Annotated in this window: 11 protein-coding genes; 4 read left to right on the forward strand and 7 right to left on the reverse strand. The window is 53.5% G+C overall.

The features are described from left to right. Window positions 1-95 precede the first annotated feature (95 nt). Complete coding sequence (locus ACQUQP_RS15940; RefSeq protein WP_432696019.1) at window positions 96-866, forward strand: sulfite exporter TauE/SafE family protein; 771 nt, start codon at window positions 96-98, stop codon at window positions 864-866. Window positions 867-995: 129 nt separating this feature from the next. Here ACQUQP_RS15940 and ACQUQP_RS15945 read toward each other — a convergent pair whose 3' ends face one another. Further along, complete coding sequence (locus tag ACQUQP_RS15945) at window positions 996-1,457, reverse strand: MarR family winged helix-turn-helix transcriptional regulator (RefSeq protein WP_432696020.1); 462 nt, start codon at window positions 1,455-1,457, stop codon at window positions 996-998. A 582-nt stretch (window positions 1,458-2,039) separates the two neighbouring features. Here ACQUQP_RS15945 and ACQUQP_RS15950 point away from each other — a divergent pair. From ACQUQP_RS15950 to ACQUQP_RS15960, 3 genes are all read left to right on the forward strand, one after another. Continuing rightward, window positions 2,040-3,197, forward strand: a complete 1,158-nt coding sequence (locus ACQUQP_RS15950) for an NADH:flavin oxidoreductase/NADH oxidase (RefSeq protein ID WP_432696021.1) — start codon at window positions 2,040-2,042, stop codon at window positions 3,195-3,197. Between the two features lie 65 nt (window positions 3,198-3,262). Further along, window positions 3,263-3,955 carry an EthD domain-containing protein gene (locus ACQUQP_RS15955; protein WP_432696022.1) on the forward strand — a complete coding sequence of 231 codons (693 nt, stop codon included), beginning with the start codon at window positions 3,263-3,265 and terminating at the stop codon, window positions 3,953-3,955. Window positions 3,956-4,463: 508 nt separating this feature from the next. Next, window positions 4,464-4,799: a DoxX family protein gene (locus ACQUQP_RS15960; RefSeq protein ID WP_432696023.1), complete on the forward strand. Its 336-nt coding sequence runs from the start codon at window positions 4,464-4,466 to the stop codon at window positions 4,797-4,799. 109 nt (window positions 4,800-4,908) lie between these two features. Here ACQUQP_RS15960 and ACQUQP_RS15965 read toward each other — a convergent pair whose 3' ends face one another. From ACQUQP_RS15965 to ACQUQP_RS15990, 6 genes are all read right to left on the reverse strand, one after another. Then, on the reverse strand, window positions 4,909-5,919 hold the full coding sequence (locus tag ACQUQP_RS15965) for an LLM class flavin-dependent oxidoreductase (protein WP_432696024.1): 1,011 nt from the start codon (window positions 5,917-5,919) through the stop codon (window positions 4,909-4,911). Between the two features lie 460 nt (window positions 5,920-6,379). Next, a complete protein-coding gene (locus ACQUQP_RS15970; RefSeq protein WP_432696025.1) occupies window positions 6,380-6,709 on the reverse strand; it encodes an EthD family reductase in 330 nt (109 codons plus the stop codon). 72 nt (window positions 6,710-6,781) lie between these two features. Next, complete coding sequence (locus ACQUQP_RS15975; protein ID WP_432696026.1) at window positions 6,782-7,927, reverse strand: alkene reductase; 1,146 nt, start codon at window positions 7,925-7,927, stop codon at window positions 6,782-6,784. A gap of 317 nt (window positions 7,928-8,244) precedes the next feature. Beyond that, entirely contained in the window at window positions 8,245-8,982 is a 738-nt protein-coding gene (locus ACQUQP_RS15980) for a glucose 1-dehydrogenase (RefSeq protein ID WP_432696027.1), read from the reverse strand. Window positions 8,983-9,091: 109 nt separating this feature from the next. Beyond that, the gene (locus ACQUQP_RS15985; protein ID WP_432696028.1) at window positions 9,092-10,201 is read right to left on the reverse strand and encodes a substrate-binding domain-containing protein; all 1,110 of its coding nucleotides are present in this window, start codon (window positions 10,199-10,201) and stop codon (window positions 9,092-9,094) included. A 241-nt stretch (window positions 10,202-10,442) separates the two neighbouring features. Beyond that, a complete protein-coding gene (locus tag ACQUQP_RS15990; protein ID WP_432696029.1) occupies window positions 10,443-11,960 on the reverse strand; it encodes an aldehyde dehydrogenase family protein in 1,518 nt (505 codons plus the stop codon). Window positions 11,961-11,994 lie beyond the last annotated feature (34 nt).

The raw sequence follows: 11,994 nt of genomic DNA on the forward strand, positions 1-11,994 counted from the left end.
ACCGCGCGAACAGTCAGAACAGAGGAACGGCGCCCTGTATCTGACCTATTGCAGGTGGAGGGCTAAATGATCACCCGAAAAGTGAAGGATCAGAGATGCAACTGACAACAAGCAGTGAGATCTTGCAGAATATTGGCAGTACACCCTTCCTGATCGCATGCCTGGCGGCTATGTGCGTTGGGATGGCAAAAGGAGGTGTGCCGACGGTCGGCATGCTGGCAGTTCCCGTGATTTCGCTGGCAGTGTCCCCTATCAAGGGAGCCGCCATTCTGCTGCCCATTTTCATACTCACCGATATGGTCAGCGTATGGCTCTACCGGCGCTCATTTTCCAAGCCTAACCTGAAGATTCTGATCCCTGCCGGATTAATGGGTGTCGTTGTTGGCTGGGCCACAGCTTCACTGATCTCGGATCAGGTCGTTTCGATCCTGATTGGCTCGCTGGGTATCGCCTTCTGTTGCTACACCTGGTTCGGCAAGACTTACCTGATGACGCCGAAACAACCTACGTTTGGCAGAGGCATTCTGTGGGGTGGCTTGGCGGGATTTACCAGTTTTATCTCTCATGCCGGATCGCCGCCTTACCAGATCTACGTGATCCCTCAGCGACTGGAGAAACTGACTTTCGTTGGCACCACCGCGGTGGTGTTTGCAGCTATTAATCTGGCGAAGGTCATTCCTTACGCCAACCTAAGGCCCTATAGCCCTGAGGATCTTACGCTGGCTCTTTGGCTGATCCCGACAGCGCTTGCGGGCACTTTTCTGGGAGTGTTCCTGATTAAACGTCTCGCCGATGCCTGGTTCTCCAGACTGATTCAGGTTGGTCTATTGCTTGTGTCGATCAAGCTCATCCTTCAGGCGGTATAAAAATCGAGAAACACGGAAATCGGTGGGCCGCCTGGCGGCGATAAAGCGCCCCTTCGACCGGAAAACAGGCCCTGAATATCGGCTCAGAGTTATACGAAACGGGGAGGGATACTGTCCCGTTTCGTCGCTTTAGCGATCCTGATCGGCGAGGTGGGCATCAACCTTGTCGAGCAGATGCTTGAGTGTCGACCGTTCGCTGGCCGTCAGACAGGAGAGTATGTCACGCTCCTTATCGATCACTTTCGGGACGATATCGTTGTAGATCTCCACCCCCTTGGGCGACAAGCGATAATAGATCGCCCGTTTGTCCTCCGGATCTGGCTGTGAAACCAACAACCCTTCGGACTTCAAACGCTGTACAGCACGACTGACCTGCATTTTCTCCAACTTGGTAAAGCTGGCTATATCGGTCGCCGTTATCGGCTGCAGCAACGCCAGAGTCGCCATCGCACGCCAGTCGTTTCTGGATAGGTTATGCAGGTCCTTGTAGGGCTTGGCGACGGACTGACTGACTCTCTGTTCGAGAATAGACAAGCGGTAAGGGAAAAACTCAAGAAGCTCGAGTTTGGTGATAATGTTCCGGTCATTCATTCCATAGTGCGGCAGGACTACTCCCTACCCCTTACTGAATAGCTTTCGATTGATATGGCCATAGGCCGGGCTGGCGAAAAGGTTTCCACTGCCCCTTTACCCTGAGACCAGGCTGATTACGCAGCGTGTTTCGGCTAAGAGAGATACTAACACAAGCCCTTTCGGACGCCGGCTATCTTGGTGAAGCGTTTCCTGGCGCATCTGTAGCCCGATTCCCAGAAAACTGTCGAAAACGCTTTTCTGCCAGATAAACACCCCTGATTGAGTAGTCAAGAATACGGCCGCCCACCTGAGAAACACATACTTCCTTATAAAACATGAAGTTAAACTACATCTCTTCCTGCTTTCCACAACCCAGCCCAGCTCCTGACTCGATACTTCTAACCCTTCTACCCTGGCTGCGAAGCCAGTTCTTTCAGAAACAGACTTGAAACGGTCGTTATATATTATTTAATCTATTCGCTATTATCATACAGAAATTACGTATCGAGGTGCGTTCAGCACCTCCGTACTGAAGCAAGAAACAAACCCCAAAAACAAACCGAGAAGGTGCCACGTGAAGACAACTGCAGGAAACCAGTCATGAGCGACCAGCCGGTAAACACGTTACTTCAACCCTTCACTCTGCGTGGCCTGACACTCAAGAATCGCATGGTCATATCTCCGATGTGCCAGCATGCGGCAATAGACGGACAGGTTCAGGACTGGCATCTGGTCCACTATGGCAAGTTCATTCTCGGCGGCGCCGCACTTGTCTGGACCGAAAGTACGGCTATCGCTTCCGACTCAAGGGTCGGTATCGCGGATCTCGGTATCTGGAGCGACGAGCATATTGATGGTCTACGCAAGTTAGCCGACTTTGCCCATAGCAATGGGGCCCTGATGGGGGTGCAGTTGGCCCATGCAGGACGTAAAGCTTTCTCTGCGCCTTTGTGGGAAGGCGGACACGCCCTGTCCCCGGATGAGATCACTCGGTCTGAAATCAGCTGGCGTCGCGTCGGGCCCAGTGCCATAGCAGCAAGCAGTGAGTGGAGCACCCCCGACGCCCTGACCGTTGCTGAAATGGCGGAGATCCGTCAGCAGTTTGTTGACGCAGCACGGCGCGCAGATGCAGCAGGTATGGACGCCATCGAGCTGCACTACGGTCACGGCTATCTCGTTGCCAGTTTTCTATCGCCTCATGCGAACCATCGCCAGGATGAATACGGTGGAACACGTGAAAACCGCATGCGCTACGCAGTTGAGATTGCTACGGCCACGCGGGCGGTATGGCCTTCTAACAAACCTCTCTTTGTCCGTCTCTCCTGCATCGATGGCGTTGAGGGAGGCTGGAATCTAGATGACTCGGTCATCCTTGCCCGCGAATTGAAAGCGGCCGGTATCGATGTGATCGACTGCTCATCCGGAGGGCTATCTGAAGAGGTCAAACGCAGCAATGTCCCGCGGGGGATTGGGTTCCAGGTTCCGTTCTCGGCAGAGATCAGAAACAGCGCAGAGATTGTGACTCAAGCGGTCGGCCTGATCGTAAGCCCCGAGCATGCCAATGAGGTCATTGCGACAGGGCAGGCAGATCTTATCGCCGTGGGACGCGCCGCATTACGTAACCCTTACTGGCCGGCCGAAGCCTATCGAAAGCTCAGTGATTCGGACGGTTTCGAGGCATGGCCAGAACGCCATAGCGCCTGGCTGGATAAACGTCAGCCGATGTTGCGCCGTTTTGTGGGTGACGAAGCCAACTGAAGTGCCTTGCCTGTCTGCGGCAGGCAAGCCCCCCCACTACTGTCTATCCAAACGGGAGAATAAAAATGATAAGTCGTTTTGGCTTGCTTAAACGCAAAGCCGGTATGACAACGTCCAGTTTCAATGAGCACTGGAAAAACTCGCATGGACCTCTGGCCGCCCAATTCCCGGGGTTAAGAAAGTACGATCAACACCGAGTGACCAATAAAGAGCATTTCGGCATCGATCACACTCGCGGCACCTGGGATCTGGATGGTTTCTCAGAGCTGCAGTTCGACAGCATGGAGGCGATGCATGAAGCGATCGACTCCAGCGCGTTCTTAAGCGCTCAGTCCGATGAGGATGCTTTCCTCGATGATCTGCATTTAGTCGTTTGTGAAAAGCATAGGGTCGTTCCACTTAACCTTGGTGACCAGCCTTATATCAAGCGGATGACATTGCTCAAGCGGTTGCCGGGCGTCTCCCCGGAAGAGTTCCGTCATGAATGGCTGGTAAAACACGCAGAGTGGGTATCCCAGTGGCCCAATGTGTTGGGCTATACCCAGAATCTCGTCATTGACCGGTATTACAACTCCCGCAGCGACAGTGCAGATTATGATGATGTGCCGTTCGACGGAATTGTCGAATTCTGGTTCCGGAATAAAGAGGAGGCGGCCGAGCTCTACACCAGTGATATCGTGATGCGCACGCAGCAGCACGCGTTGGAATTCCTCGACGAAATTACACCCTTCTTTGTCGAAACAAGCAGCGTCGTCTAAGTCGTTGCACAACCGGGGGGCCGACGCAAAAGATTGCCTCCCGTTTATTGCCAAATTGCCTGCAGCGCTTTAACCATCGATTAACCATAGATGGAGCGATCGGTTTTGATCCCCAATCCCGGAGGATAGGCGTGCCAGGCAACAACGCTATGCAGCCAATAATCGATTCACAGACTCAACTAACAGTGACACGCCACTTGGCACTATAAACCCACCGATTATCGACCTATGTCGAAACACCTAGCTTGACTGAACTTGTTCAATCGTTGCTTGGCTTACAAAGATAAATCAGATTGTCGCTGGCAGTAGAGCAGCCCAATAACCTCCTCTCTAATATCCATAGATATTGTAAGTATTAATTTTAAAACTGAAGTCAAATGAAAGAGAGGCCTAGATGTCAGCCTATAACCCATATTGGACTCAACATCTGTTATTAAAAATTTCGTTATGGATCGCCTTGGTATTTGTTGCCATAGTGTTCTGCACCGTCGGCATAATCGAATTAATAATGCCCGTACCGGAGATGAGCCATATTCTGCCCTGGGTAGCGGATCATCCACTCTGGTTCACTCGCTCCCTCGGCGTGATCGATATCGCCGGCGGCATTGGCATCCTGCTGCCATCGCTGTTCCGCCGGGTGCCAAAACTGATCAGGTATGCCGCTATTGGCTGCGCGTCGAAGCAGGTAGTGGCAATCGTCTATCACCTGACTCAGGGAGAACCGGGCATCGTGCCGCTCAATATCGTGCTGCTGACGCTATCACTCTTCATTATCTGGTCCCGTACAGACGCTGGAAAAGCACTGTTTGGCAACCGATCTATCGGTCGATCTGCCTCGGCCTAACCTATACGCGCCCCACCCTTACCACTGAACGTGACCTCCCATCACGTTCAGTGGTTTTTTACCGCCTCAATACGCCCTGCCCCTCCGGCCCAGCACGAACTATTCAGCATTAAACCGATATTTCGTCTGCTATCTTCGCCAACAGGCGATATGAATCCAGCCTGGCCTGATGATCATATATCCAGGAGTTCACCATTATTTCATCGGCCCTCGTCCGCTTAAGCAGGTCTTGCAGGCGAGCCTTGGCGTTTACCGGATCGCCGTGAATAGACTCCTGCAACATATGTCGAACATGCAGCTCTTCCCGTTGATCCCAGCGCCCTGCCATCGTCGGAACCGGCGCCGGAAGCAGGAAGCGCTTGCCGCGGACAAGCCCCAGAAACTTTTGATACTCGGTTGTGGCCAGCCGTTCCGCCGCCTCCTTAGTGTCGGCAACCGTGGCGTTCACACAGACGATCACATAGGGCGCCTGCAACTGTTGCGAAGGCCTGAATTCGTGACGATAGATCTCCAGTGCATCCTCCATCTGAGCCGGCGCAAAGTGCGCGGCAAACACGAACGGTAGCCCGCAGTGAGCGGCCAGACGAGCACCATAGAGGCTGGATCCAAGTAACCAGAGTTGCAGATCCGCACCGGCGCCGGGAATGGCCGTTACTGATTGACCCGGCTTGGCCGGCGCCAGGAAATGACGCAGCTCCTCAAACATTCGGGGGAACTCATCGTCGTGCACAGAGGCCTGCCTGCGCAGGGCTTGAGCAGTGGCATAATCGGTACCGGGAGCCCGCCCCAGGCCGAGATCGACCCGGCCCGGATGCAAAGCCGCCAGCGTACCGAAATGCTCGGCCACCATATAGGGCGCGTGGTTCGGCAGCATGATCCCACCGGAGCCAACGCGAATCTTTTGCGTATGGGCCGCGATGTGGCTAATGACAATCCCGGTCGCTGCGCAGGCGACATCCTTAATATTATGATGCTCCGCTACCCAGTAACGTTTGTATCCAGCGGTCTCGGCCAGTTGTGCCAGCTCGACCGAATGACGCAGCGATTCGCCGGGGGAGCCCCCTTCCGTGATCGGTGCTAAATCAAGCACGCTAAGCGGTAGGCTGTTCTCTTTAATCATGCTGATTTCCTGCTATCTAATTTCAATGGGTCCGTTATCGCGAAGAGGGATTCGACGGCGGTCATCCATGGCTACAGGCGTCGATATCCGCATGGCTATCAAGTCCATGAGTCTCCAGGTAATGACAGACAGGATTGACGGTCTGTTTTCGCGCTGTGCCAATGCGGGTAGCACAACCTGTCATCCACGCGACCGGTAGGGTTTGATCGAGGCTGTTTCGAGTTGAGAGAGCGTTGCCATAACGGCTTTTTGAAGCCCGTCCAGTTGGGAGATGCCAGGCATAGATGTGTAGTTGCTGTCGCAGGCGGGCGGGTCAACTTTGGGCAATAATGTGCGTTGGCTTACTTCACATTGAATCGACTGAATGCTTAAGAAGCTGGTGCGACCGGTGCCAGGTTCACCAGCTGAGCAATCATCTATCCGGCAAAGCTCGCCAACGCATGGGGTTAAGACAAGTGTTTTACTTAACCCGCGCTTCCTTGATGTTGGTGATCACGACGCGCTCCATAAAGTTAGGCACATCTTCGATGCAGGCAAGCCCCTCCGGAGTGGTTTCAAAGGCAGAGATCAGGTCGGCCTCAGAGTCAAACCAGAGCTCTGAAAAACCATCGATGGGAGATTCCGGAAACTCTCTACGATCGATAGGATTGATCACATAGCCACGTAAACCCGGCACCTTTTCTGCCAGTTTGGCATGCACATTCATCCAATGATCCAGGAACTCGTCATAGGTCTGAGATTCTTTTTTGAACAGAAGACCAACATGCTTAAATTTACCATCAGTGCTCATTTTTATTCTCCTTGGTTTTACGATAAATAACGGTTGAATTAATAACGGTTATAAATTCAACCGTATTACTAATTAGGCAAGTTCAAGTTCCTGATAGACCGGGTAGTCGATATACCCAACCTCATTACCCATGTAATAGGTATCACGATTGGACTCAGCTAAAGGCCAGCCGTTTTTCAACCGCTCTGGAAGATCAGGGTTCGATATAAACCAGCGCCCGAATGCGACCACATCCGCTAAACCAGCGTCGATGAGATTGTCGGCGGATTCCACATCAAGGCCGCCCGCTACGATTATCTTGCCGTGGTAACGAGCACGAATTTCGGGCAGTGGATTCTTGTCTGCCTCACCGAAGTTATTAAGGTCTCCGGTGACGATCGGCTGAATGACATGAAGGTAGGCAAGGTCGTAATCGTTCATGCGTTCGGCGACGTGGCGATAGATCTCTTCCGGTTGCGGATCATGCACATCATTGAAGGTACCGTAGGGAGAGATACGCAAACCGACACGATCACTGCCGATCGCCTCTGTAACGGCTTCAACGACCTGGCACAGAAAACGCGCCCGGTTCTCGATACTGCCGCCATACTGGTCTGTGCGCTGGTTGCTTGACCGATTCAAAAACTGATCAAGCAGGTAGCCATTAGCGCCATGAATTTCAACGCCATCCAGTCCGCACTCAATCGCCCAGCGAGCGGCCTGAACAAATTCCTCGACGATCATCCCCATTTCGGCGACAGACAACGCCTTGGGTACTGGCATCGGTACAGACTCCAGTCCAGGCGTGACGATCTCCATGTTTGCCGCTATCGCCGAAGGCGCTCTACCGTAGGGAAAATCTTCGGTGACGTTGCCTTGAATATTATTGGGGTGCCAAATGCGTCCGCAGTGCCAAAGCTGAACGAAGATCTTGCCACCTGCGTCGTGTACTTCCTTGGCTACTTTACGCCACACCGCGTGCTGCTTCTCGTTGTGAATACCAGGGGTGTTGAAATACCCCTGCGCAGCTTCGCTAACCTGTGTAGCCTCGGCAATGATTAAACCAGCGCTTGCCCGTTGCGCGTAATAGGTCGCTGACAGGTCACTTGGAACATTGCCATCTTCCTCCGCCCGAATACGGGTCATCGGTGCCATAACCATGCGATTCGGGAGCTGGAAGCGGCCGAGCTGGACGGGTTCAAACAGTCTGCGGGGCTTGGTTTGTTTTTCTGTGGACATGTTATTCACCTTTTTTATTAAAAACTCTAGCTCTTTTAGCCTGGGGTGCTTCGAGCAATTGTTTTAAGCACCTTCCTAAGAGTAAGTTTCTTGCTTGCTCTGCGCTTTACTTTCCAAGACAGTATTAATTGCCCTGCAATGCCAATATTTGACAGGAATAATGAGTCTATTCAGACAAAAAAAAGCGCACCGATATAACATATGGGTGCGCTTTTTTGCTTTACCGACTCAGAAGTCGATATTACAGGCGGTAATACTATTCCCGCTGTTCTTTTACTACCGGAGAGTGAAAGCTCTCCGGAAATTCATCCGTTCAATCAGAACAGATTCGGCATGCCGCAGGTTTCTCCACCATCAGCAATAAATTCAGCACCGGTGCTGAACGAGCTGTCATCGCTTGCAAGGAACAGGACAAGTTTGCTGATCTCTTCAGGCTTGCCAAGACGGTTCATCGGCACATGCTTGAGGCTCTCATAGAGGCCGTCGACCATATCTGTTTCGATATTACCTGGGTGCACCGAGTTGACTCGTATATTGAGCGGCGCCAGCTCAATCGCGGCCGCCTTGGTCAGACCACGTATACCAAATTTGGACGCGATATAAGCCGGCACACCCGAAAACGCCTTGAGTCCGGACGTCGAGGATATATTGACGATGGATCCGCCGCCCGCCGCCTTCATCGCAGGAATAGCGGCCCTGATCCCCTTGAAACAGCCCCCGAGATTAATGCCAAGAACCTGCTCCCACTCCTCATCCGAACACTCCTCGATCATCGAGAAGCGCAGGATACCCGCATTGTTCACAAGCACGTCGAGCCGGCCAAAACGATCCATCGCCGCTTGCACGGCCAGGGTCCAGTCCTCAGCTTTGCTAACATCCAAATGGACCGCCAGCGCCGAGTCTTCACCCAGTTCCTCGGCCAGTGCCTGCATCGCTTCATCAGCAACATCGCCAAGCACAACTTTGGCGCCCGCTGCGACAAAAGAGCGAGCCTCGTGAGCGCCCATTCCTCTGGCGGCGCCGCTGATAAGTACAACCTTATTCATAACACTCATTCGTTGTTACTCCCTGATTTCACTCGTGGCCTATGAGCCTTATAAGCGTTGTTATTGGCCACTATGGCTGGATGGCAACATCTGCGACGCCCGCTAGCGCCCTCGCCGATCAATTTGTGAAGATTTCATTGAGCTTTTCGGCAGGCAGGCTGGATGACAAATCTGCATCCAGAGGGGCATCTTTGCTGCATTTCGGATCGATGCCGGCAGCGCTATCTGCGTACACATAGGGCATTACGCTCAAAGGCTCCGGATTTTCCGTGCCCTGAAAATTGGCAACCGCACGGCGCGCAGCAAAGCGTACTGTTGAGGTTGTACCGTCGAGCGAAAAATAGGAGAAGCCGTTTCCGGTTGCCTTTTTCTCGAGATACTTGCAGTTCAATTCATTATTACTTGCATTGGTAGCCAACGCTGGAATCTCCAGCCCGGCCTGCTCGTAAGCCTTCACAACAGAGGTCGCCGTTACACCGAAATCAGTGGCGATACCGTCGATATCAGGATATTTTGCGATCAAGCCACTGACAGCCTTTTGTGCGTCAACGGGGTTCCAGTTTGTAACGATATAATTCTCTTCGATGAGATTGAGACCGGGGTATTTGGCCAAACCGTCCCTGAAACCCTCAAAGAAGTTCTGCGAAGAGCTCGCACCGGCACTGCCACCCAACATCACCACATTACCGGTCTTCAAATTCTTGCCGTACCAGTCAGCCCATACTTGAGCCATCTGATAAGTGTCTTCGTAGACGTTGGCGCTGTAATCTTTGCCGGGCTTGCCGTCGATTTTGGCCAGATAGGGAACGACGGTAATGTCGTACTTGGTCGCTGAGCGCATAGCCGGCAATTGGGCTGCACCGAAATCAGGAAAAACCAACAGTACGTCCACCCCTTGTGCAACGAGACTGTTGATATCTGACTTGGCTCTCTGCTGGTCGCCATTGGCGTTGGTGTACATAATTTTTTCAACATTCGGGCACTTGCTGAGTTCATCCTTCAACTCTGCCAGGGCGATCCGGCGCCAGGTATTGCCTCCGTAACCGTCCGAAAGACCCACTTTCATCGGTTTAGTACCGCACATCGCTGTGATATCGGCCCCCTCCAGCATATTTGCCGGTGCCTGACTGGCCATCACTGTCCCGGCATACACTGTCGCAACCATCGGCACAGCGGAGATCAGGATTTGGTTTATACGCGAGGAAAGTTTTTTCTTGGGATGGGTCATCTTGTATCTCCAAACGTGTCTTTTTTTATCGTTATTTGGGTCAGCCTTTGGCAGCTCATACCAGAGCTTCAGCGCTGCATACACACAGCATCAATCACCAGGAACTCAGTCCTTGATAACCTTTTTATTCCGCCTTTGAATGGATTGGTGCCGCGGGAACCTGAAAGACGCGGTGGGCATCATCTGCAGCAGGGGTAGCGCGGCTAGATGATGACCACCAGGGTCTACTTTGGGCTGCTATTTACTCGCCCAGGTAGACACCGACCGATTTGTTTTCGGTGTACTGCTCAAGGCCGGCAAGCCCCATCTCGCGTCCCCAACCCGATTGTTTGTATCCGCCGAACGGCAGTGCAGCATCGGTTTGGTTATGGTTGTTGATCCAGACAACGCCGGCACGCACCTTGGCAGCCATCTGATGCGCCATGCTGATATCGCGGGTCCAGATACTTGCCGCCAGACCGTACTCGGAGTTGTTAGCCTCGCGAACCAGCCCCTGCATGTCACTGGAGTCAAACTTCATGGCGCAGATAACCGGGCCGAAGATCTCCTCGTTATAAACCCTCATGCGGGAGTTGACGTTGGCCAGTACCGTGGGGCGTATGAAGTAGCCTTCGGTGCCCGGCATGGCCGCATCCCCCTGCATCACCTTGGCGCCTTCATCGATACCAGACTGCAGCAATGCGCTGACGCGGGCATGTTGCCGCGCCGAGATCAGCGGCCCCAGGTTGGTATTCGGATCGAGACCGTGACCCATTTTCAGTGAAGAGGTGTATTCGGCGACACCTGCAACAACCTCGTCATAGATATCCTCGTGGATATAGAGGCGGGAGCCCGCGGTACAGGCCTGTCCGGTGTTCAGCATCACGGCTTCTGCAACACCGGGAATCGCCCGGTCCAGGTCAGCATCCGGGAACACGATGACCGGGCTCTTGCCGCCAAGCTCGAGGCTCACGCGCTTCAGGTTGGACGCCGCGGCCCGCACGATCGCCTTGCCGGTTTCGGTGCTGCCGGTAAAGGCAATCTTGTCGACATCCGGGTGCTCGACCAGCGCGGCGCCAGCAGCACCTGCACCGGTCACTACGTTCAGAACACCATCCGGCAGTCCGGCTTCACGGCAGATCTCGGCAAAGCGCAGCGCCGTCAGCGGGGTGTCTTCAGCGGGCTTAAGCACAACGGTACAGCCCGCCGCCAGCGCCGGAGAGACTTTCCAGGCCGCCATCAACAGCGGCACGTTCCAGGGGATAATCTGCCCGACCACACCAACAGCCTCACGGATCGTGTAGCTATGCCACTGCCCCGGCATATTGGTGGGGATAGCGCTGCCATTAAGCTTGTTCGCCCAACCGGCGTAGTAGCGGAAATGGTCCGCGGCCAGCTTGACGTAAAAGTTCTTACAGATCCCGAAGGGTGAGCCCTCATCCAGAGTCTCGAGCTCTGCCAGCTCCTGCGAATGCTCATCGAGCAACTCACCGATTTTCCAGAGGATCTTGGCCCGATCGTTGGTGGACATTCGGCTCCACTCACTGTCCTCAAACGCTTTTCGCGCTGCGCGGACCGCGATATCAATATCGGCTGCGTCCCCTTCGGCCATGGTAGAGATAATCTGCCCGGTTGCCGGATCTTCTACATTGCGGGTGCCGCCGTTAACCGGGGCTTCCCATTTACCGTTGATAAAAAGACTGTGTTTACGTGCGAGAAACTGCTTCGCCTCATCGGAAATACCAGCCAACGGATTGTCAAAAGTAAATATCTGATTCATAACGTACTCTTCGCATTCAAGTTGCTTTTTGAAT

Origin of the sequence: Marinobacterium sp. YM272 (assembly GCF_050908845.1) — a bacterium.
GTDB lineage: Bacteria > Pseudomonadota > Gammaproteobacteria > Pseudomonadales > Balneatricaceae > Marinobacterium_D.

Coding starts and splice junctions, on each gene's coding strand:
- ACQUQP_RS15970 (WP_432696025.1), bottom strand. CDS start 6,709: ATGAGCACTGATGGTAAATTTAAGCATGTTGGTCTTCTGTTCAAAAAA.
- ACQUQP_RS15940 (WP_432696019.1), top strand. CDS start 96: ATGCAACTGACAACAAGCAGTGAGATCTTGCAGAATATTGGCAGTACA.
- ACQUQP_RS15975 (WP_432696026.1), bottom strand. CDS start 7,927: ATGTCCACAGAAAAACAAACCAAGCCCCGCAGACTGTTTGAACCCGTC.
- ACQUQP_RS15960 (WP_432696023.1), top strand. CDS start 4,464: ATGCCCGTACCGGAGATGAGCCATATTCTGCCCTGGGTAGCGGATCAT.
- ACQUQP_RS15980 (WP_432696027.1), bottom strand. CDS start 8,982: ATGAGTGTTATGAATAAGGTTGTACTTATCAGCGGCGCCGCCAGAGGA.
- ACQUQP_RS15950 (WP_432696021.1), top strand. CDS start 2,040: ATGAGCGACCAGCCGGTAAACACGTTACTTCAACCCTTCACTCTGCGT.
- ACQUQP_RS15955 (WP_432696022.1), top strand. CDS start 3,263: ATGATAAGTCGTTTTGGCTTGCTTAAACGCAAAGCCGGTATGACAACG.
- ACQUQP_RS15945 (WP_432696020.1), bottom strand. CDS start 1,457: ATGAATGACCGGAACATTATCACCAAACTCGAGCTTCTTGAGTTTTTC.
- ACQUQP_RS15985 (WP_432696028.1), bottom strand. CDS start 10,201: ATGACCCATCCCAAGAAAAAACTTTCCTCGCGTATAAACCAAATCCTG.
- ACQUQP_RS15990 (WP_432696029.1), bottom strand. CDS start 11,960: ATGAATCAGATATTTACTTTTGACAATCCGTTGGCTGGTATTTCCGAT.
- ACQUQP_RS15965 (WP_432696024.1), bottom strand. CDS start 5,919: ATGATTAAAGAGAACAGCCTACCGCTTAGCGTGCTTGATTTAGCACCG.